Annotated in this window: 14 protein-coding genes and 2 riboswitches; of the genes, 10 read left to right on the forward strand and 4 right to left on the reverse strand. The window is 32.3% G+C overall.

Going from position 1 to position 22,649, the window contains the following annotated elements; genetic code table 11:
- Nucleotides 1-57 precede the first annotated feature (57 nt).
- The 4 genes from BS101_RS06880 to BS101_RS06895 all read left to right on the forward strand — a co-directional run bounded on the left by BS101_RS06880 (nt 58) and on the right by BS101_RS06895 (nt 8,404).
- Nucleotides 58-5,334 (forward strand): DUF5050 domain-containing protein, encoded by a 5,277-nt coding sequence (locus BS101_RS06880; protein WP_242951418.1) that lies wholly within the window; start codon nt 58-60, stop codon nt 5,332-5,334.
- A gap of 124 nt (nt 5,335-5,458) precedes the next feature.
- The gene (locus tag BS101_RS06885) at nt 5,459-6,133 is read left to right on the forward strand and encodes an Ig-like domain-containing protein (RefSeq protein WP_083585665.1); all 675 of its coding nucleotides are present in this window, start codon (nt 5,459-5,461) and stop codon (nt 6,131-6,133) included.
- A gap of 28 nt (nt 6,134-6,161) precedes the next feature.
- Nucleotides 6,162-6,845 carry a hydrolase gene (locus BS101_RS06890; RefSeq protein WP_073538152.1) on the forward strand — a complete coding sequence of 228 codons (684 nt, stop codon included), beginning with the start codon at nt 6,162-6,164 and terminating at the stop codon, nt 6,843-6,845.
- Between the two features lie 257 nt (nt 6,846-7,102).
- Nucleotides 7,103-8,404 (forward strand): homoserine dehydrogenase, encoded by a 1,302-nt coding sequence (locus tag BS101_RS06895; RefSeq protein ID WP_073538153.1) that lies wholly within the window; start codon nt 7,103-7,105, stop codon nt 8,402-8,404.
- 153 nt (nt 8,405-8,557) lie between these two features.
- Here the strand turns inward: BS101_RS06895 and pflA are convergent, their stop codons facing one another.
- The 4 genes from pflA to BS101_RS06915 all read right to left on the reverse strand — a co-directional run bounded on the left by pflA (nt 8,558) and on the right by BS101_RS06915 (nt 15,442).
- The gene (gene pflA / locus BS101_RS06900; protein WP_073538154.1) at nt 8,558-9,286 is read right to left on the reverse strand and encodes a pyruvate formate-lyase-activating protein; all 729 of its coding nucleotides are present in this window, start codon (nt 9,284-9,286) and stop codon (nt 8,558-8,560) included.
- Between the two features lie 10 nt (nt 9,287-9,296).
- Nucleotides 9,297-11,531: a formate C-acetyltransferase gene (gene pflB, locus BS101_RS06905; protein ID WP_073538155.1), complete on the reverse strand. Its 2,235-nt coding sequence runs from the start codon at nt 11,529-11,531 to the stop codon at nt 9,297-9,299.
- Between the two features lie 98 nt (nt 11,532-11,629).
- Nucleotides 11,630-11,708: riboswitch (ZMP/ZTP riboswitch) on the reverse strand.
- An 82-nt stretch (nt 11,709-11,790) separates the two neighbouring features.
- Nucleotides 11,791-13,749, reverse strand: coding sequence for a PAS domain S-box protein (locus BS101_RS06910; RefSeq protein WP_242951419.1), 1,959 nt, complete (start codon nt 13,747-13,749; stop codon nt 11,791-11,793).
- Nucleotides 13,742-15,442 (reverse strand): bifunctional diguanylate cyclase/phosphodiesterase, encoded by a 1,701-nt coding sequence (locus BS101_RS06915; protein ID WP_073538157.1) that lies wholly within the window; start codon nt 15,440-15,442, stop codon nt 13,742-13,744. The genes BS101_RS06910 and BS101_RS06915 overlap by 8 nt, the downstream gene beginning before the upstream one ends.
- A gap of 243 nt (nt 15,443-15,685) precedes the next feature.
- Nucleotides 15,686-15,772: riboswitch (cyclic di-GMP riboswitch) on the forward strand.
- Between the two features lie 50 nt (nt 15,773-15,822).
- Between BS101_RS06915 and BS101_RS06920 the strand changes: the two genes are divergently transcribed.
- The 6 genes from BS101_RS06920 to BS101_RS06945 all read left to right on the forward strand — a co-directional run bounded on the left by BS101_RS06920 (nt 15,823) and on the right by BS101_RS06945 (nt 22,622).
- Nucleotides 15,823-16,575: a prepilin peptidase gene (locus BS101_RS06920; RefSeq protein WP_073538158.1), complete on the forward strand. Its 753-nt coding sequence runs from the start codon at nt 15,823-15,825 to the stop codon at nt 16,573-16,575.
- 139 nt (nt 16,576-16,714) lie between these two features.
- Nucleotides 16,715-17,242 (forward strand): type II secretion system protein, encoded by a 528-nt coding sequence (locus tag BS101_RS06925; RefSeq protein WP_073538159.1) that lies wholly within the window; start codon nt 16,715-16,717, stop codon nt 17,240-17,242.
- Nucleotides 17,243-17,323: 81 nt separating this feature from the next.
- On the forward strand, nt 17,324-18,997 hold the full coding sequence (locus tag BS101_RS06930; protein WP_073538160.1) for a GspE/PulE family protein: 1,674 nt from the start codon (nt 17,324-17,326) through the stop codon (nt 18,995-18,997).
- A 120-nt stretch (nt 18,998-19,117) separates the two neighbouring features.
- Nucleotides 19,118-20,311, forward strand: coding sequence for a type II secretion system F family protein (locus BS101_RS06935; RefSeq protein ID WP_073538161.1), 1,194 nt, complete (start codon nt 19,118-19,120; stop codon nt 20,309-20,311).
- Nucleotides 20,312-20,332: 21 nt separating this feature from the next.
- The gene (locus tag BS101_RS06940) at nt 20,333-21,808 is read left to right on the forward strand and encodes a hypothetical protein (RefSeq protein WP_073538162.1); all 1,476 of its coding nucleotides are present in this window, start codon (nt 20,333-20,335) and stop codon (nt 21,806-21,808) included.
- A complete protein-coding gene (locus BS101_RS06945) occupies nt 21,795-22,622 on the forward strand; it encodes a hypothetical protein (RefSeq protein ID WP_073538163.1) in 828 nt (275 codons plus the stop codon). The genes BS101_RS06940 and BS101_RS06945 overlap by 14 nt, the downstream gene beginning before the upstream one ends.
- The last annotated feature ends 27 nt before the right edge of the window (nt 22,623-22,649 follow it).

Genomic DNA, 22,649 nt, shown 5'->3' on the forward strand with positions numbered 1-22,649 from the left:
TTAGGAAGGGGCAAAGATTTGCCCTTTTCTGTAAATTATATAAAGGGAGGTTATTTAATGAAGAAAACTAAAATGCTGGTCATAACTGCATCCATAGTACTAGGACTTGGTGCAGTAGTAGAAGCAAAGCTGCCCGCCAATGCTATAGTAGTTGGTAACAATGTTTATGATATAAGTTACTTGACCAGCAATATCTCAAAAATAAATGATGAGGTAATGAATAATTTAGGTTCTATTTTTTATGTTGATAGTAATAATGTAACTAAAGATATATTTACAGGGTCTACTCTTGATGATTCACAAATAGTAAACAGAGTTGGAAATACATTAAATTATTACACCTCAAGTGGAACTGTTCAAAAATTAGTAGCTGATTCCAACAATGAGTTTGATCCAAATGGAATAAGTGTAGGAGATTTATCCGCTGTAATAAATATAACTTATAAAAAGATTACAGTTGGAAGTCAAACCTTATATGCCTATACTGTAAAAGTAACTCAAGTTTTAGGATTGCAGGATGCTGCTTACTTTAGTATAGATACTAGTTCTACGGTTCCTTTGACTCAAGTTAATACTTATATAGGAACAGCTTTAACTAGTACACCTAAATTAACTATATATGATACAAAGCAAAAAGATATAGCCAGCGGGTCAGTAATGGGAGTATCTCTTGGTGGTGACAGCGGTACCATTGATGTACCTGTATCTTTACATTATGATGGCAGTCAACAAACTCCAACAGGAAATGGAAATTCTTCTGTTAACTTGGTAAATACAGGTTTTTCTGTTGTAGACTCAGATAATGAATGGATGTATTATGTTAATACTGCTGATAAAAATAAACTTTATAAAAAAAGTGTATCAGGGGCAGATAATTCACCTATAAGTGACGATAAGGTAGGGTATATAAATTTATTGGGAGACTGGGTATATTATATTAACTATACTGATGGTTCAAAGATTTATAAAGTAAGGACAGATGGTACTCAGAAACAAAAAGTAGCTGATGATATGGCTTCCTGTTTAAACATATTGTCAGGGAAAATTTATTATATCAATCACAGTGACAGGGCTAGAATATATGTAATAGATTCCCAGGGAAGAAGGCAGCTTTGTAGTGATTCAGCTAGTATGTTAAGTGCTGGAAGTAATAATTTCTTATACTATGTAAATACTTTAGATGATAATAAATTGTATAAATATCTTCTCACCAACAGTACGAAATCCACAGTTAGTGATGTTTCTGTGCAATTTTTAAATGTCTTGGGAGACAGTTCCGTATTCTATACTGGAAAAAATGGATTATTATATGCATCCAGCGGTTCCTATTATTCAAATCCAAATGGTGTGACAGCTGTTACAAATGTTCCTACAGGCAAAGGAAACAGCAGTACATTAAAGGCGGTAAATGATGTACTGACTGTCATATGTGCCGAAGATGACAATAATATTTACTATAAAAGCTATGTGGATGGGGGAAAATTATATAAATTAGACAAGAAGTCAGGAAATGGCTATAAAGTTGTGGATGATTCAGTTGAGTATGTAAATATAATTGGAGATTATATTTATTACACTAAAAGTGGAAAATTGTATTATGTCCCTAAGGACTCTGATGGTACAGTAAAGGGGACGGCAGTGACAAAACCTAAGTCAACTTTAAAGATAAGTAAACTGGGAACTATAGATACTATTAGAACAGATGATATAAATAAAATTAACTTTCCAGACAGGGTGGCTGCTACAATGAGTGATAATTCAACAGCACAACTTGTGGTGAACTGGGACAAGACCATACCAAAGCCTTCAAAGGGAGTATATACTTTTACAGGAACAATTTTAGGCTATGGAAATAAAGTTTCTCTTAGTGTAATTTTAGACTCTGGAATTATAGATATAAACAATGTTACAGTTGTAAATGGAGTTGGAAGCAAAGATACAGTTACGGTAACAAAACTGAGTCAAGGGGACGTTATAAGTATATATACAAGTTACACAGATACCAAACCAGTTAAGACAACTACTGCTGGAGCTAATGGTACAGCTGTTGTAAGTGGGTTGAATCTGAATCCCAATGGAGACTACTTGTATATTACTGTAACCAGGACAAATAAATCAGAAGGAGAAAAATCAGCTTACATGTATGGACCGGAAGTTCCAGTGAATTTTTCTGTAGATGCTGCAAATGGAAAAATTACAGGATTGAAATCAGGAATGAATTACAAGGTATTTTTAGAAATAGTTGATCCTAATACTGGAAGCTTGCCAGATGTTCCAGATTCCAGTGCACAAGTAACTGTAGCTAATAACGGACAAGCAACTTCTGATGGAAGTATATCAGTGCCAGCACTAAGTATTATGACTGACTTAAAGCAATTAAGAATAGTTGCAACTAATGGAAATGACAGTGCTCCATCTGCGGCTGTAGAAGTAGGAAAGCCTAAGTTAGATGGTGTATCAGTAGATTTAACTAACAGCAGAATTTTGGGAACTACTGTAGATATGGAATACAGTTATGCATATGATAGTGTTACTAGTCAAAACCCATCTGATTGGACTGCTTGTTCAGCCATAAGTACTCCTGTATCAATGACGAGATCTCTTCAAGTTTCTGTAAGGAAAAAGGCAAAAGGACCTTATCTCCAAAGTGATATTGCCACATATGGATTATTCCCGGCACCAGTGGTTACAGGAATTACAGATGGAGGAACTTATTCAATTGGAAGTGATTTAACTGTAGTTTGGCCAGCTAATGTAGATGATAGTAATGGGAAGATCACTTATACAGCAGTACTTTATAATTTAACGGATAATACTACTAATACCAGTATCACAAATGTTACAGGTAATAATTATAGTAGTGATTTAATAAAACTAAATGCTGATAAAACAGCAACAACCGCTGATAGTATTATTAAAACAACAGATATAACAGGAACTGGAAAGAACTACAAGCTTGTAGTAACCGCTGTTAAAGAAACTCCATCAGGTCTAAAAGGACAATCTCAAACAACTATAAGTTTTGCCGTTACTGCTGGAAAACCACAGACTGTAGACATAAGTATGGTGGAGAATCCAGGAACAATGAAAAAGGATGCAACGAGTAATTGGGTATCAGTAAATCCAACTACAGATGCCTTAACTTACTATAATGCTACACCTAGATGGACTGATTATCCAAGTACTTCAAGTACAGCGGTAATTCAAAGACTTGAATTGGAGCCTAGCAGGAATTTGTCACAAGTAGACTTAAATACTAATATAAAGGTCAAAGATTGGAATAGCGCAGCCAAAGTTTCTTTTGCACCTAATACCCCTGTTACTCAGGATGGATATTACAAATTAACAGTAACATCTAAGGCAGATGACAACAAAGCCACTACAGATACAGTTAAGTATTTTATAGTAGATACTACTAGAATTCCAGTTTTACCTAAGATTGATGGAATAACTGATAATGGCACATATAGTGCTGGCATAACAGCCGGAATTACAATAACTGAGGATACAACCAAAGGGGAAAGTTTAACCATACCAACACTTATACGTGATGGATATGTAACACAGCTTTTAGATACGAATGGCGATATTATAAATCCCACAGAACCTGGCAGTGCTGCAGTTACAAGTGGAGCTATAACTTTAAAAGGTACTTATCAATTGGATTTAAATACCGTAAATGTTGTAAATGGTAAAAAAGACCATAAAGCTTATAATTTCTATGTGGATAATACAGCTAGTGTTTCAGATCCTGTAGCTTTAGGTGATATTTCAGTTCCAGATAACAATACTGTGAAAGTAAACAATATATCATATGGTTCTACAATCAAGGTGTATAGTTCTTCAGGAAGTTTGTTAGGTTCAGCCACTAATTATAGTGTATCAGGTTCTGTATCAGTGACTATAGCAGGAGGAATACCGGCTAATGAAACTAGCATTTATGTTACAAGAACTGACAGCGGAAAGCAAGAAAGTAATAGAACTCAATATGCACTGACCCTGTCACCAAGTGTAAAATCAATTTCTCCAACAGTATTCAATGAAGTGGATAATACTGGTGCTGTAAAGGGAACCGTGTCAGGAACCCCAACAGATACTATAGCAGTGGAAATACAGAATGGAACGGTAAATGGAGCTGTAAATGATATTATAACAGCTAAGGTAACAGTAACTACTGGAGCTTTGCCAACAGGGTTAACTTATAAGGCAGTAAAATTGGATGATACCCATATTGGAATAGTTATTGAAGGTACTGCAAGTTCAAGTGAAAAGACAGACAGTATAAGTAATTTAGTATTTACTATAGATGAATCAGCAATATCACCAACAACAGGTGGAACTAGTGCAGATATTCAAACAACACCAGTTACTATAAACTTTAATAGTGCTCCAGCAGCTGTAACTAATGTGGAAGCTGCTGACATTGGAAATGATAATAAAGGTAGTGATTTACAAGTTAAGTTTAATGCAGCATCAGATGAATCAACAAAGGTGGGATCTTATAGGATATTTGTAGTAAAACATGGAAAAACATTTAATTTGGCAGATGCAAATGCTGTATCATCAGCAAACTATACTACTGTTGGAAAGACAGGAGGAAATATAACAACAACATTAAGTGCAACAGCTAAGGATACTGATGGAGCGGTTATTGCAAATGGAACAGCTTATGATATTTATGTTTTAAGTGTAGCAAATGGAACAAATGCTAATTTAAATGCATTATCAACAGCCAAATCTAATTTCACTCTTACTAATGCACCATTACCAGTAATATTTTCAGTAGCAGGCAAAACAACATCACCAGCAACTTTAAATGATGAAACTCCAGATGTAGTGGTCAAAGGTGTATCAGCAGGGAATACGGTAACTGTTTATGATGGCAGTAATGATGTAGGAAGTGGAACAGTAGCAGTAGGAAGTACCACAATAACAATTACTACTAGTGCTCTATCAGTAAGTTCACATACACTGACAGTTAAAGCTACAGATGACGGAAGTATAATTAATACTTCAACACCATTTGTATATATTGTTGATAAAACAATCACTCTGCCAACAACTGACGGTTCATCAACATCAAGTTCATTGGTGTTAAAGGCAGGAGGTACTGAAACTGACTGGGCTTCAGTTGCAGTAACTAGTGGTGGTACGGCATCAGGAACAAAAGTGGCTTCTTCTGTATCAGGAGGAAATACTTGTACCATAAATGGAATTGTAGCAAGCGATGGTCAAACAGTAATATTTACTATAACAGATAATGCAGGAAACACTAAGTCATTTACAGCTACTTGGAATGAATCTGGATCATCTTGGGATGTTTTAACTGTTTAAATTTAATATTTTACAGTAATAATCTATAAGGATTATTACAATAAAAAATAGGAGGAAGTAAACATCTTCCTCCTTTAAACAAAATAACATATCCACTTCTCAGGTGTTGAAAGGAGGAGCTAAATTGATAAAAAGGATGAAAAAATACAGTTTAATAGCATTAACCCTATTTATGTTTTTATGTCTCAGCAAAGGGGCTGTTTTAGCAGAGGACAGTGACACTGTAAATCTTGGAACCAGAACAATAACTGATGTAAATAAAACGTGGACAATAACTTTTAATAATCCTATAGAGTTTGACTCTGTAGCTGGCAACGTAGAAATTAGGGATGTCACCACAGGGAATAATGTTCCAATAAGTCCTGTACAGGGAGACAATAGATCTGTTGTTATAGTAAAAGCACCTTCTGAAGGGTATACAGTAGGCCATAATTATCTAATCACTGTAAATAAGAATATAAAACTGGAAAGTGGAACTCCATTATCTAAAACTACTACACTTAATTTCATAGTTGCCTCAAAGGAGGATAATGAGTATACTCTATCTGCAGATATTACTGTGTCACCGATTATCAGTGTATTTAAACAGATAACTGTAACTTCTACAAATTTGCCTGGTGCATCAAAGTATAAGATTGATGAGAACAATAAGTTATTTGATATAGGGGAGACCATGGCTTCATTGATATCAGAAGATACTGTGAAAGTCTATATATGTGATTCTAGTGGAAATGTACTTGGAACAGCTGATATGGATGTTTCCACCACCAAGAACAATATAAGTTTAAAATTACAGTAGTAAGTACTGTTCAAGGGAGAGGAAAGTTTTGAAAAGAATTATGAAGAAAGTTGCTTTGACTTTAACCCTGGTAGTAATCTTATGTGTTTCTTATAATACTTTTAGTATTTCAGCAGAAGAAGATTTTAAAAATATGGGAACCAAGGTTATAAGTAATGTGAATAAAATCTGGACGGTAGAATTTACATCTCCGGCAGATATTGATTCTTTGAATAATAATATTAGAATTGAAGATCTTACAGATGGAAGTATTTCTAATTTAAGTGCTTCTCAGGGAGAGGATGAAAATTCAGTAGAAATTAATCCGCCTTCTGGAGGATATAAATTGTCCCATAATTATAAATTAGTCATAGATAAAAGTTCTAAATCTAAAAAACAAGAAAATCTGCCAAAGTCTGTTGTATTGTATTTTAATGTAACTTCTAAAGAGAATAATGGCTATACTATTTCGGCAAATGTGGAGGTTTCTCCAATTGTTGATATAGCAAAGACAATAACTATATCTGCTACAAATTTACCTGGTGTATCAAAATATAAGATAGAAGGCAGTAATAACTTATGTGATATAGGTAAATCGGTATTTTTATTTGCTGCCCAAGACACAGTAAAAGTCTATCTATATGATAATAAACAGAATTTGCTGGGTACTTCCGCACTGGATGTAAGTGCCACTAAAAATAATATCAGCACGGATATAACTTTGGCAGATTAAATGTTATAATAAGCGAGAAAAGAAAAACTATTGTAAATAGAGCAAAAAAGGCATATAAGTGACAAGGTTAATCTTAACTTGTCATTTATATGTTTTTATATGGCTAATAAGTTGGAAATATGCTATAATAATCCTGACTTATTTGGTATACTGCTAATTAATGAAGCAAATGGAAATACTTCAATCAAGTGATTTTTAAAAGGAGTATAAAATGTTTTGTAAATATAGATATTAAATACAGGAAGGAGAATGCAATTATGAAAAAGGTGAAAATAGCGTTAATGGGGCTTGGAAATGTGGGAACCGGAGTCTGGATGATATTAGATTCTAATAAAAAAGAGATAATGAAAAGATCCGGCTATGACGTGGAAGTGGCAAAAATTCTTGTGAGAAATAAAGATAAAAAAAGAGATGTGGAAGTTCCAGAGGAAATTATAACTACAGATTTTAATGATATATTGGAAGATGATTCAATTAAAATTGTAATTGAAGTTATGGGTGGAATAGAACCTGCCAAAGAATATATGTTAAAGTGCATGGATAGAAATAAACATATAGTAACTGCAAATAAAATGCTTATTGCAACCGAGGGAGATGAGCTTTTTGAAAAAGCCCATGATAAAGGTGTGGTATTTAACTATGAGGCCAGTGTGGCAGGAGGTATTCCTATAATAAAGGGAATAGAAGAGAGTTTGACTGCCAATAAAATCGAAGAATTTTATGGAATAGTAAATGGTACCACGAATTATATCTTAAGCAAAATGCAGCTTGAAAGGCTGAATTTTGATGTGGCTCTAAAGCAGGCCCAGGATATGGGATATGCTGAAGCTGATCCTACCTCCGATATTGAGGGATTTGATGCCCAGTATAAGCTTGCCATACTTTCATCCCTGGCATTTGGAACAAAGGTGGATGTAAATAATGTATATAGAGAGGGTATTACAAAGATCGAATCCATAGACATGAAATATGCCAAAAAATTTGATATGGTAATCAAGCTGCTTGCCATTGCAAAAGAGAGTAAGGGAAAGCTTGAGCTTAAAGTACAGCCTACAATGATCCCGAAAGATCATCCTCTTGCAAATGTGTATGATTCCTTTAACGCCATATTTATAAAGGGAAATGCAGTAGGAGATCTGATGTTTTACGGAAGGGGAGCTGGAAGTCTTCCAACGGGCAGTGCTGTGGTAAGTGATATTGTTGCCATATTGAGGAGCAATGTAGATGTGGCAAATTACAGTCATATAGCACAGAATGACTTATGGCACAGGGAAATACAAAATATCAGTGAAAGCTATAGTAAATTTTATATCAGAATTACTGTAATAGATCAACCGGGAGTGCTTGGAGAGATAACAACAATTTTAGGAAAATACAACGTAAGTCTCCGTTCTGTAATACAAAAAGGGGAAGAAAACTCTAAAGGTCAAGTAACAATAGTGTTATTTACCCACAAGACCAGTGAAGCAGATGTAAGTAGTGCAATTGAGGAGCTTATGAATTTAAAATCAGTAATTACAATAGATAATGTTATAAGAATAGAAGACTTTAAAAATTAATAGTTAAGGGTTAATAGTGAAGAGTTAAGCATGATTTTCTTCAGTGAAACTTTATAAAATCCAACAAATCCCATTAAAGTTATGCTTTAATGGGATTTATTTTTAAAGTTTTTCGAAACAAAGTGAAGAAAAACTCTCCTTACCTCTTAACCTTTAATTCTTAATCCTTAACTTTTTAATAATATAATTTTCAAATATTTTTGCCTGTTCTACATCCATGGTGCTGACATTATTTAGTTTATAAGGTATTTTTAACTTATCATATTTATTTATTCCCAGTATATGGTATGGAAGAATTTCAAAATTGTCTATTTTGTCTAAGGGTATATGACTGCGGATTATATTCAATAATTTGTTCATAGCTTCATAATTATCTGTAATTCCGGGCACCATTACGTGTCTTAACCATAACCTGCAATTTGAACTATTAACAGCCTGTGAAAAGCTATAGAATTCTTCTATGGAACTTCCGGTTAAATTTTTATAGCCTTCTTTATCTACATGCTTTATATCAAGGATTACAAGATCTGTATATTTTAAAATTTCTTCATAGTTTCCCTTTCCGAAACCTGAAGTATCTAAAGCTGTATTTATATTGTTTTCTCTGCATAATTTTAAAAATTCAAGTAGGAATTCAGGCTGCATAAGTGGTTCTCCTCCAGAGCAGGTAACGCCTCCACCGGATTTTTCAAAATACACCTTGAATTTTGATATTTTTTTTACCAGATTGCTAGCTGTTATCTCCATACCCTCATCCATAATCCAGGTATCTGGATTATGGCAGAAGGCACATCTTAATCTGCACCCTTGAAAAAATACAACTACTCTTATTCCGGGACCGTCCACAAGCCCCATAGTTTCTATGGAATGAATTTTCCCCATAAAATCACCTTTAAACTCTTTGGTGGAAAGTTCTTTTGATTACTTCTTCCTGCTGCTGTCTTGTAAGTTTTATAAAATGAACTGCATATCCTGAAACACGTATAGTCAAAGTTGGATATTTTTCAGGATTTTCTACAGCATCTAACAGGGTTTTACGGTGCATCACATTTACATTTAAATGATGTGCTCCCTTTGAGAAATATCCATCCAAAATGGAGGCCAGGTTATTTGTTCTTGTATTTAAATCTTTTCCCAGGGCATCTGGTACAATGGAAAAGGTATTTGAAACACCATCCTGACACACAGAGCGATAAGGTATTTTAGCCACTGAATTTAAAGATGCCAGAGCACCTTCTTTGTCTCTCCCGTGCATTGGGTTTGCACCTGGGGCAAAAGGTTCTCCTGATTTTCTTCCATCTGGTGTGGCTCCTGTCTTTTTACCATACATTACATTTGAAGTTATGGTAAGTACAGAGAGGGTATGCTCTGCATTTCTATAGGTTTCAGTTTTTCTAAGTTCACTTATGAATTTATTTACAATTTCAACAGCTATATCATCTACTCTATCATCATCATTACCGTACTTTGGAAAATCACCTTCTGTTTTAAAAGCCACTGCTGTGCCTTTCTGGTTTCTAATTGCGGTAACTTTTCCATATTTTATAGCACTTAGTGAGTCCGCTGCCACTGAAAGACCAGCTATACCGCAGGCAAGGAATCTGTGAACCTTGGTATCGTGAAGGGCCATAAGTCCTGCTTCATAGGCATATTTATCGTGCATGTAGTGAATTGTATTGAGGGCATTTACATATAATTTTGCAACATATTCAAGTACTTTAAAATAATTTTTCTTCACTTTTTCATAATCGAGAATTTCATCTTCCATTTTTTCTATATGGGGTACTATTTTTTCAGAAGTTTTTTCATCTGAGCCCTGGTTTATGGCATATAAAAGGGATTTTGCAATATTGCATCTGGCACCGAAAAATTGCATTTCTTTTCCTAGAGCCATGGCAGATACACAGCAGGCTATGCCATAGTCATCTCCATATACAGGTTTCATAAGATCATCATTTTCATACTGCAGTGCATCTGTTTCAATAGACATTCTGCTGCAGTATTTTTTAAAAGGTTCAGGCAGATTTTGTGACCATAGTATTGTTATATTTGGTTCAGGAGCAGGTCCTAAGTTTGTAAGGGTATTTAAGAATCTATAGGAGTTTTTAGTAACCAGTGTCCTTCCATCTATGGACATACCGCCTATGCATTCAGTTACCCAGTTAGGGTCTCCTGCAAATAGTTCATTATAGTCTGGGGTTCTCAAATGCCTTTCAAGTCTTAATTTTATTACAAATTGATCTATAAGTTCCTGGGCTTCTTGTTCAGTTAAAGTCCCTTCTTTTAAATCCCTTTCAATATATATATCCAGAAATGTAGAAACCCTTCCAAGAGACATTGCTGCTCCATTATTTTCTTTTATGCCTGCAAGATAGCCAAGATAAGTAAATTGCACGGCTTCCTTTGCATTTTCAGCTGGATTTGATATGTCTATTCCATAACTTGCAGCCATATTTTTAATCTTATAAAGAGCTTTTATCTGCTCTGATACTTCTTCTCTCTGTCTTAGTATGTCCTCCAGCATATCAGGGCCTTTAAGGGTCTTTAAATCTTTTTTCTTTTCTTCAATTAAATAATCTATTCCATAGAGTGCAACTCTTCTAAAATCTCCTATTATTCTTCCTCTTCCATAGGCATCTGGAAGTCCTGTTATAAGACCTACATGTCTTGCAGCTCTTATTTCCTCTGTGTATGCATCAAATACACCTTCGTTGTGGGTTTTTCTGTATTTTGTAAATATATTGTTCATATTTTCATCAATTTTGTATCCATAATCCGTAAGGGCATCTTTAGCCATCTTTATTCCGCCAAAAGGATTTACTATTCTTTTAAGTGGTGCATCTGTCTGCAGTCCCACAATAACTTCATTGTCCTTGTCTATATAACCAGGCTTAAAATTATCGATTCCAGATACAGTATTTGTATCTACATCCAACACTCCACCTTTTTTAATTTCTTCTAAAATAAGTTCTTCAGATTTTTTCCATACTTTTTTAGTTTTTTCTGTAGGGGAGGTTAAAAAACTCTCATCTCCAGTGTAAGGAGTGTAATTTTTTTGTATGAAATTTCTTACGTCAATATTTTCTGTCCAATTTCCTGTGTTAAAATTTTTCCATTCTTTTTTCATAAAAGCCCCTCTTTTCAATAATATTTTGGTAATTTGTGATGAATTCAATTGAAAATTATCTTAATTCTTGATATTAATCAAAAAGACCACCTGGACTTTTTGATTGCCCAGGCGGTCGGCTTTTAAAAATCGTACTCCTTGTGGTTAATTCCACTGCCGCCGGTTATACGATTCCTTTAAATCAATTTTGTGCAACACTAAAATATCATATTTATATTATTGTGTCAATATAAATAGGGAAGATTTTTAAATTCTTTAATCATAGAAATCGCTGTAAAATATTTTTTAATATATATATATCGAAAGGTTTTGAAATATAATCATCCATTCCTCCTTCAATACAAAGTTCTCTATCACCGGGCATGGCATATGCAGTCATTGCAATTATAGGCATATGATATTTTTCGTGAAGTTCATTTTTCCTAATTATCTTTGTGGTTTCAAGACCATTTAATTCTGGCATTTGTATATCCATAAGTATTAAATGTACCGGCATAGTTTCCAGAATTTTTAATGCCTGGTTTCCATTATAGGCACTTGAAAAATTATAACCTAGTCTTTTTAACATACCACAGGCTATTTGCATATTTATTTCATTATCTTCTACTATTAAAATATTTTTGTTTAAAGTGTGGGGAATGGTATCCGCAGGTATTAATTTGCTATCTACAGATTTATCGAAATACAGTAAAAATTCTGCTGTAAAACTAAAAATACTTCCTATATTTTCAGCACTTTCAAACCATATGTCTCCATTCATGATTTTTACTAGTTCTTTAGATATTAAAAGTCCAAGACCTGTGGTAGAATAATATTCATTTTGGGGTGCTTGTTGATAAACAAATTTTTTGAAGATCTGTTTTTTAAATTTCTCTTTAATACCTGTACCTGTGTCTTCTATGCAGAACTCCAAAACTACCTTTTCGTTTACTTGAGATATTTTTTTCACTTTAAATGATATATACCCTTTCTTTGTAAATTTAAGTGAATTATTAAATAGATTTATAAGAATCTGTTTTAATTTTAATTCATCTCCTATCAATTCAGAAGGAACCAAAGGATCTATGAAATATGTGAATTTTATATTTTTGTTTGAGCAAGCATATGAAATTTCCCTTATGAAAGTATCCAGCATATTTTTTAAATCAAATACTTTCATATGTAATTCAATTTTTCCTGATTCTATTTTGGATATATCTAAAATGTTATTTGTTATATCCAATAGGTGAGTTGAGGAGTTTCTTAATATTTCTAGGTATGGTTTTGTACATTCTTTTATCTCCATTAATGAAATTAAGTCAATGGTTCCTATAATACCATTTAGTGGAGTTCTAATTTCATGACTCATATTTGCAAGAAAGTTAGCTTTTGCTATATTTGCATCTTCAGCTTCTATTTTTGCTTTTTCTAGTTCTATATAATTACTTCTTAATTCCTCTTCTGTAGAAGCAAGTTCTTCATATATAGCTGAAAGTTCTTCATATTTTTCTTTTAATTGCTTTTCCTTTGATTTTTTATCTGACATATCCCTGGCAATTGCTGATGCCCCTATAATTTTTTTTTCTCTATTGTAAATTGGGGAAATGCATATTGATACAAATATCTTTTTTCCGCTTTTGGTTAATCGAGTAGTTTCATGGTGGCATATTTCCATACCTTTTTTTGTTTTATCTAGAATTATCTCCACATCTCCAATGATCTCATCAGGTATAAGTTTAGATATATGCATCCCTATAATTTCATCTTTCTTATAACCATAGAGCTTTTCAGCGCCTTTGTTCCAACTTGTAATAATATCATTTAAATCTTTACTTAAAATGGCATCCTCTGAATATTCCACAATAGAAGCAAGAGTTTCTATTTCTTCTTCTCGCTGTAATTCTAATGTAATATCTCTTGTAAGATTTAAAATTATTTTATTTGAATTTAATTCCATAGGGATAAAAGATACCTCTACAGGAAATTTTAGACTATCTTTTGTGCAATAGAAGGTATTAAAATGAAACTCCTCACTGTTAAAATTTTTTAACTGGTTCATTACAGAGCTTTTTTCATCCGGTGAGATTAGATCAAATACAGTCATTGATAGGAGTTCTTCATTTGTATACTTTAAAGATGATAAAGCCTTTTTATTGCCATATATTATTTTCCACTGCATATCCAATATTAATGTAATATATTTAGAGTTTTTTAACATTTTTTTGTTTGAATTATTCAAATTGAAATCCTCCAAATTTACTTTTTTTTAAGATATCTTCAATTTTATTTACAGGCAAAGGTTTACTAAAATAATATCCCTGAATTGTGTTACAGCCAATATGGAGAAGGCAGTCTAGCTGTTTTTTAGTTTCTACACCTTCTGCAATAATGTTATAATTTAACGATTTACATAGATTAATTATGGATTTTATTACAGCTTTATTTTTTTTGCTTTCGATATTATCAATAAAAGATTTGTCAATTTTTAGTGTATTTACAGGCAATATAGTTAAATAGTTTAAAGATGAATATCCTGTACCAAAATCATCTATTGCAACTCTGACCCCTTTTTTTAGCAGTTCATCTAAGGTTTTTATTTTACATGTATATAAATCTATCAATGTACCCTCTGTTATTTCAATTTCCAGCAGAGAAGGGGAAATTTCATTTTTTTCACATATATTAATAAGTCTGGTAACAAAATCGCTGTTTCTCAGTTGAATAGGAGAAACATTTACTGATATGGTTTCTACCTTAAAACCTTTTAGTTGTAATTCATAGATCATTTTACATACGGAATTTAGAACCCATTCACCTATGTCTATAATAATTCCTGTGCTTTCGCATATTGGTATGAATTCTTGTGGTGAAATAAAGCCAAGTTTTCTATTTTTCCATCTTAGTAGAGATTCAAAGCCTATTACTTTATTTTCTACAGCATCTATTTGAGGTTGATATAGTATATAAAGTTCATTATTTTCAATTGCTGTTTTGAGTTCCTGTTCAATAATGAGTTTTCTTCGATAAAAATAAAATAATTCTTTTTTAAAAAAAGTAGTAGTATTTTTGCCCTTTTGTTTTGATTCAAATACTGCTAAATCCGCATATTTATACAGTTCTGCTACATCACGGCTATCCTCTGGGAATAGAGCAATACCTATACTTATGGTTATATATATTTGTTTTTCTTTGACCTCAAAAGGATTTCTTAGATAATGGGATATTTCCATACAGAGTTTTTCTAATTCATTATAGGAATTAAGTTTGTCAATAAGGAGCATAAATTCATCTCCTCCAAGTCGATATAAAGTTCCATAAGGTTCTATACACATGGCTATCAGCTGGGAGAAGATTATAAGAAGCAGATCCCCGTAATCATGACCAAAGGTATCGTTAACTGATTTAAAGTCATCAATGTTTATAAATATCAGAGCGCCGTTTTTATAATTATCTAAGATTGTTTTTAAGTCGTTTCTAAATAAGATTCTATTTGGCAATCCTGTGAGAGAATCGTAGTAAGCGGAGTAATTAATATATTCTTCTAATCTCTTTTTTTGTGTCACATCATTTATTGAACCGGAAAGTAAAATTATTTCACCTGCTGAATTTCTGGTGGCGGCACCTTTAACAAGTAATGCTCTAATATGTTTTTCCTTGGTTGATATTTTGAATTCACTCCTGTAAGTTTCTGTATTGCCTTTTATGAAAAAAGTCAAATCGTTTTTGGCACTTAGTTTATCCTGGGGGATAACAATTTCTTCAATAAAATCAAATAGATTCTTAAAATCATCAGTGTCGTATCCTAGGATATTTTTAAAATTATCTGAAAAAAATATACAACATTTTTCCAAATTCCATTCCCAAAGTGAAATATTGGCTCCAGTTAAGGCTCTTTTGTATATTTGTTCATTGCTTCCATTATAAATTTCCATATTAACCTCCTATTTTATAAGGATATCTAAAGGCCAGTATATTCATTTTTAGATTGATATTTATATGTAGATTAATTATAGTATAAATAATAAAATTTGAATATACTGTATAATAAAATGTCATATTATGCAAGTATAATTTTTACGGTTATTAGAGTGATTTGAGTGAAAGTTTTAATATTTTGCAATTAAATTATTTCCCAAAGTTTATTGAAATTGGAGTGTTTTTATGCTAAAATTAAACAAATTGAGGGGAACGATGAGGTACACACTTTAATTTGGGCATCCTTGTGTGTATTGGAGTTAGTGATGCAACCGACCCTGTATTCATAAATATTTTATGGATACAGGGTTTTGCTTTTTAAAAATGGAGAATAACTATGGATATTTATTATGGTATTTTGGTTTTTATTTTTGGAACTATCATAGGAAGTTTTTTAAATGTTTGTATATATAGAATACCTAAAGGTGAGTCTATTTTATATCCACCTTCCCATTGTACGAATTGTAATAAAAAAATTAAGGCTTATGACATGATTCCTGTAGTAAGTTATATGATTTTGAGAGGAAGCTGCAGATATTGTGGGAAAAAGATACATTTAAGGTATCCTATCTTAGAATTTATAACGGGTTTATTATATGCACTTACTTACATTAACTTTGGAGTGGGTATAGAGTTTATAAAATATATAGTATTCATTAGCATTATGATTGTAATAGGAATGATAGATTTTGATACTACAGATGTTTACTTTAAAACTACAGGTACAGGCATCATTGCTGGCATAATGTTTTTAGCCCTATATTTTTATATGGGACTTCCTATAAAGACCTATGTTTATGGAGGAGTATCAGCAGGGATATTTCTAGCTTTAATTATCCTTATAACAAAAGGAGGCATGGGTTGGGGAGATGTGGAGATTGCACTTATATGCGGACTATTTTTAGGATTTAAGTACACGGTGTTAATGGTATTTCTAGCCTTTATTATAGGAGCGGTTATAGGGCTTGTGCTTATTTTACTTGGGAAAAAATCCAGAAAGGATTATATTCCCTTTGGACCGTTTATTGTTATAGCTTCTTTCATTACGGTATTTTTAGGACAAAGTATTATAAATTGGTACTTGTTTTAAATATCTAAAATTGACTTGTTAGGGGGGATAAGGAGAGAAATAATAGAATATAAGAATGAATTAATAACTTTTATTGCTGAAATTTGTAAAAATCAATTGATTAATCTCTAAATTTTTAATTAAGGGGGACAAGAATATTATGGAAATTTTAAAAAAGAAGAAGGGTTTTACACTGATTGAACTTATGATAGTTCTTGCTATTGTGGCTATACTGGCTGTGGTTTTAGTACCTAAATCACAGATATTTAAAAACAATTCTAAAAGTGCAGGGGTAACTACTAATGTAAATACTGTAAGGGCTTATTTGGAGACTAAAGTAACTAATAATGGAGGAGTATCTACCTATTTAAATAGATGGGACTTATTAAATCAGCTTAATGGTGCTTTTAGTACAGGTAATACAGCAAGTCAGTTATTTAATCCTTTTACTAATAATAAAGGTGAAGGACAAACTAAAGCATATGAGGTTATTGATAAAAGTTCTTCAGCAGGTGCAAGTGCTAAAGATGTTCCAAGTAGTGAAGGAAGTGTAAAAAATGATACAGGGATTACTTTTCCTAACACTAATAAAAAGGGAGAAGTAATAATAGTCGTGTATAAAAATGGATATGGAATATTTGGCATTGATGGTGGCGGAAGTGCTACTCAAGCTTTTATAGTTCAATAATATTATTTTAAGAGGGAACATGCTTTGTCGTGTTCTTTCTTGTATAATTAAGATTATTAAATTTAAGAAAGGAGCAGATTCATGTCAAAAATAAAAAAACGTCTGGGAGAAATACTTATAGATGCAGGAGTTATAACAGAAAAAATGTTACAAAAAGCCCTTATTTTACAGAAGGACACAGGTGAAAAGCTTGGTGAAATACTTGTAGGAAAGGGTTTTATTACTAATCAGCAGATAGTGAATGCTATAAAGGAACAGCTTGGAATACCTGTAGTAAATTTAAATAACATTAATGTAAGACAGGATATTATAGATATTATACCTGTGGCCATTGCCAAAAAATATGAAGTTATTCCTGTGGATATTATGAATGGTTTTTTATTTGTAGCCATGAGTGATCCTTTAAATTATTTTGCTATTGAAGATATAAAAATAGCCACAGGCTATAATGTTAAAACTGCCATAGCGCTGAAGGACAGTATATTAGATAATATTGAAAAGTATTATGGAAAAAGCAAGGCCCAGGAAGCGGCACAAAATTACAAAAAAAACTTTGCGAGTAGAAAAATTAGAGAAGAAGAGATAATAGATGAAGCTTCTGCACCAATTATAAAATTCTTAAATACCATAATTGAAAATGCGGTTTTATACAATGCTTCAGATATTCACATAGAGCCTGAGGAAGAAGAAATGAGAGTTAGATTCAGGGTAGATGGTATTCTAAGGGAGATTATGAGGACGGATATAGATATGATTTCCCCTGTGACAAGCAGAATAAAGATAATGGCAGGTCTTAATATAGCGGAGAACAGAATACCCCAGGATGGTAAAATTAATTTTAAAGTTAAGGAAAGGGATATAGCCATCAGAATTTCTACAGTTCCAACAGTTTTAGGAGAAAAAATTGTAATGAGATTATTGGATAAGAGTAATTTTTCTATAGAGTTTAGAAAAATTGGGGTGGAACAGGGTGAACTGGCAAAAATAATGAGGATGATTTCTAATCCTTATGGTATAATACTGGTATCAGGACCCACTGGAAGCGGCAAAACCACAACTCTGTATTCTATGCTGAATGCGTTAAATGATGTGTCTAAAAACATAATAACAATAGAAGATCCTGTAGAGTACAATTTAAAAGGCATTAACCAGATGCAGGTAAATACCAAAATAGGATTTGATTTTGCAAATGGCTTAAGAAGTATACTAAGACAGGACCCGGATATAATCCTTGTAGGGGAAATAAGGGACAATGAAACGGCGGAAATATCCATAAGGGCGGCACTGACAGGCCATATGGTGCTGTCAACTATTCACACCAATAATGCAGTGGGCACTATAGGAAGACTTTTGGATATGGATATAAAGCCTTTTTTAATATCTTCCACTCTGGCAGGAGTAATAGCCCAGAGGTTGGTTAGAAAAATATGTCCAAATTGTGGAGAAGAGTACACAAGTGATGAAAGGGAAATGAGACTTTTGGGTGTAGAAAGTCCTGTGAAGCTTAAAAAGGGTATGGGGTGCAGTTTATGTAATGATACGGGATATAAGGGAAGAATAGGCATCTTTGAAATACTTGAAGTGGATGGAGATATTAAAAATCTCATAGATATAAATTCTACTGAAAGTGAAATTAGAAAGATAGCCTTTAAAAAAGGTATGAATACCCTGAGAGAATCTTGTATAAATAAGGTTATAAACGGGATAACCACCATTGATGAAATGTTAAAGGCTACTTATGGAGAACTTGTCTAATTTTCAGAACCTTCAAAGGGATAAGGGTAAAAGAGTATTTGTCAAAGTCAAATTTTCTGAATTTGAGAAGTATTTAGGTCTAAAATACATTGTGGAAATAGTTTTAGGGGAAAATAAATTATGAAAAAATTTATATGTAAATTTTGGAATGATGAATTTGAAATAATAAAAGAAGAGATGGAAGAAGAAAGTGCCAGTGCAGTAAGTGACATTCTAAAAGCCAGAGGATTGAGAATAATATATGTGAAAGAAAAGTTTACTTTATCCCGGTTTGGATTTTTAAATAGAAAATTTAGCGAGGAAATGCTGGCTAATTTTTGCGGTCAGACAGCCATGATTTTGAATTCAGGAGTAAATCTTTTATCAGGACTTGAAATAATACAGCAGCAGACTAAGAATCAAAATATGAAAAAAGTAATCTTAAGGATAATTGAAAGTATAAAAAAAGGAAATAATTTAGCTGAATCTATGATAGCCTGTGAAAAATTCCCCAAATTGTTAATTGATATGGTTATGACAGGAGAAGTCAGTGGAAATGTGGATACTGTACTTTATAATATGGAAAGTTTTTATAAAAGGGAAGCAAGTATGAATAGTAAAATTAAAAATGCTTCTTTATATCCCACATTGATCTTGGTTGTTGCAGTAGGTATGATGCTCTTTTTTAATTTTTTTGTATATCCTGAAATAAGAGATTTATTTACAGGAGAGAATTTACCGGCTGTAACAATAATTGTGCTGGCTATCATGAATTTTTTAAATAACAATTATTTATATATAGTTGCCGGTACACTTATCTTCATAGGTGTGTTTAAATATATATGTACTATTCCAAAGGCAGCATATTTTTGGGGGAAGGTTGTTTTGAAAATTCCTGTTTTTGGTCCTGTAAAAGAGGATGTTATTACATCCAGGTTTACCAGGAGCATGGGGATATTTTTAAAATCCGCAGTTCCTATTATAACTATAATGGAAAATATAAAGTTTATAGTGGATAATCAGTTTATAATGAAAAAAATAGAAAATGCTGAAAGAGAGCTTATGACCGGTACAAAATTTGCAGATTCCATTGAAAATGAAAAAATCTTTGAACCCCTGGTAACTCAAATGATAAAAGTAGGTGAAGAAACAGGAAGGCTTGATGAGATGATGTTTAAATTGGCAGATATATATGATGAAAAAGTAGAGATAGGAATTACAAGACTTATGTCTTTAGTGGAACCTGTTCTAACTTTAATTATAGGTATAGTTGTGGGAGTGGCAATACTTGGCATGGCGCTGCCTGTAATGCAGATTACTCAGGGAATGCAATAAAAATAATGTGGAGGTAACTAGATGTCTTCCAAAATGGTATTTAGTTTTAAGGAAAATTATGCAGATGTGGCTGTTGTATCAAAACTAATAAATAAAATAAAAATAAAAAAAGCAGCGAGGATAGAAGAAAATAGTGGAGACATTTCTGGAGGAGAACCCTATGCCAATGAATATAATTTGAATAAAATTAAAAATATTAGAGAAAAATTTAAAATTATAAACAGGAATGTGGGAATAATTTTGAATTGGGATAATATTGTAACTAGGATTATAGATGTACCTCTAATGAATAAAAAAGATTTAAAGAATTTTATAGAAAACAATATTGAAGGATATTTTGCCGTCAGTATGAATGAATATTGCAGTGATTATGAAATTGTATCTGTGGATAAAAAACAGCATAAAAAAGGTAAGATGTCTATTATGTTAACTGTTGTACCCAGAATAAAATTAAAAAAAATATTGGATTTTATAAAATATTGTGGACTGAACCCAGTGTCTGTGGGAATATATCCAGATTACATATCAAATTTATTCTTAGGTACAGACAGTAGTACAGCAGTTATAGATGTAAATAGTGGAAAAGCCACCTTAACTATATTGGATAAGGAGAAAATATTTCTTTATTCACATATCTCCAATGAGAATTACCAAAAAGATGAAGAAGATTTTAGTGATGTATTGGAAAATATTGATTATTTTTTAAATTTTTATTCCACAAGACATTTTGGAAATAGGGTTGAAAAACTATATATTATGGGTGAATTTTATAATAATCCTAATTTATATAACCTTATTAATAATCAAACCTCTGTGGAACCTGTAGTGGGAATCCCCTTAAAACTATCAAAACTAATTAAAAATAGTCCTGTAGATATTAATATATATGGTGATATACTGGGATATTTTATACCAGTAAAAAATGTTTATAATAAAAAAATAGATTTTATTGATAAATTATATAGGAAAAAGAAAGCAAAAATATCTGCTGATAGAATAATTATAACAGAAGCAATAATATGTATATTGATAACGTTGATTACAGCAGTGGGAGTGTTTATATATAGTAAAATAAGTTTACCAAAGTATGATACAACTGCTTTAAATTTACAAATAGCTGCCCTAGGTGATGTGCAAAAGAATATAGATAAGCTGGAACAGCAGAAGAAAGAATATGAAGAAAAGGCCAATAACATGGAAAAAATCAATAATGATGAGTTCGATTATATAGGTATATTGGATATTTTAAGACAGGGGCTTCCAAAAGAAGTATCGATAAAAAATATTGCTATGGATAGAGATAATGTAAATGTTACATTTAATATAAACAACAGTACCCTAGATGGCGCCAGAGTTATTGTGGCCTTGAACAAAATGAATGTATTTGAACCGGTGGAACTTTCTCAGATAGAGCTTGATGATAATGTAAAAGAAATTACACTTAACCTTAAGATAATAAATTCATATAAAGGCGTGAATATAAGTGGAAAAAAATAAAAGAGATTTGATGATTTTGATAGCACTGCTGTTTGTTGGAGTTAATTATGCCAGTTATACTTATTTTATAAAGCCGCAGTTAAATAGTGTAGAACAGGCTAAAAATAAATATATTACCCGAAAAAAAGAATTAAGCAGCATTAAATTAAAACAGCAGTCTATTCATACCAAAGAGAAGGAGATAGAAAAGCTTAAACAGGAAACGGCAGACTTTGACAGTATGGTTCCTGTTAAAGTGGATACTCCTAAGCTTATATATGATTTTTATAATGGATGTAAGCTATCTGGAATTACAGGACAAAGTATTTCTTTTCAATTATTAAATGGGGAAGACAATAGTGGTGAAAATACGGATAACACCAGTAATATCACTGATAATGAAGACAGCACAACTTCACAGAATAACCAGGTTTCTGGAAAATTTTACACACTTTCAATAAATTTAAAGGTAACGGGAAATAAGAGCAACATAGAAAATTTTATAAAAGGATTAAAAACTATCACTGAAAGAAAACTTAATGTAAAAAGCATCATTATTTATACTCCTAACGGTATCACATCAGGAAGTTCTAATAATGATACAGATACTCAAAATCTTTTTCCCGAAAGTAATAGCAGTGGTTTAGAGGAGAATGTAAATAATAATCAGGCAGATGAGAGCAGCACTCAGACATCCCAAAAGCTTTTATCAGAAATTGTTTTTTATGAATATATACAAGACAGCGGAAATGGTGAGGGGAATTCACAGGAGAACTATGGCTTCTATGATAGTGAAAGAGAAGGTTTTAACAGTATCTCTGATATGTTTAAATAAAAATGAAAGTTAATTTTAAATCCGGTG

The sequence above is a fragment of the Clostridium kluyveri genome (assembly GCF_001902295.1).
GTDB lineage: Bacteria > Bacillota > Clostridia > Clostridiales > Clostridiaceae > Clostridium_B > Clostridium_B kluyveri_B.

What these genes read in the sequence shown, in the direction of transcription:
- BS101_RS06930 (WP_073538160.1), top strand. Translation starts at nt 17,324, where the DNA reads ATGTCAAAAATAAAAAAACGTCTGGGAGAAATACTTATAGATGCAGGA.
- BS101_RS06920 (WP_073538158.1), top strand. Translation starts at nt 15,823, where the DNA reads ATGGATATTTATTATGGTATTTTGGTTTTTATTTTTGGAACTATCATA.
- BS101_RS06880 (WP_242951418.1), top strand. Translation starts at nt 58, where the DNA reads ATGAAGAAAACTAAAATGCTGGTCATAACTGCATCCATAGTACTAGGA.
- BS101_RS06895 (WP_073538153.1), top strand. Translation starts at nt 7,103, where the DNA reads ATGAAAAAGGTGAAAATAGCGTTAATGGGGCTTGGAAATGTGGGAACC.
- BS101_RS06915 (WP_073538157.1), bottom strand. Translation starts at nt 15,442, where the DNA reads ATGGAAATTTATAATGGAAGCAATGAACAAATATACAAAAGAGCCTTA.
- BS101_RS06940 (WP_073538162.1), top strand. Translation starts at nt 20,333, where the DNA reads ATGTCTTCCAAAATGGTATTTAGTTTTAAGGAAAATTATGCAGATGTG.
- pflB (WP_073538155.1), bottom strand. Translation starts at nt 11,531, where the DNA reads ATGAAAAAAGAATGGAAAAATTTTAACACAGGAAATTGGACAGAAAAT.
- pflA (WP_073538154.1), bottom strand. Translation starts at nt 9,286, where the DNA reads ATGGGGAAAATTCATTCCATAGAAACTATGGGGCTTGTGGACGGTCCC.
- BS101_RS06925 (WP_073538159.1), top strand. Translation starts at nt 16,715, where the DNA reads ATGGAAATTTTAAAAAAGAAGAAGGGTTTTACACTGATTGAACTTATG.
- BS101_RS06935 (WP_073538161.1), top strand. Translation starts at nt 19,118, where the DNA reads ATGAAAAAATTTATATGTAAATTTTGGAATGATGAATTTGAAATAATA.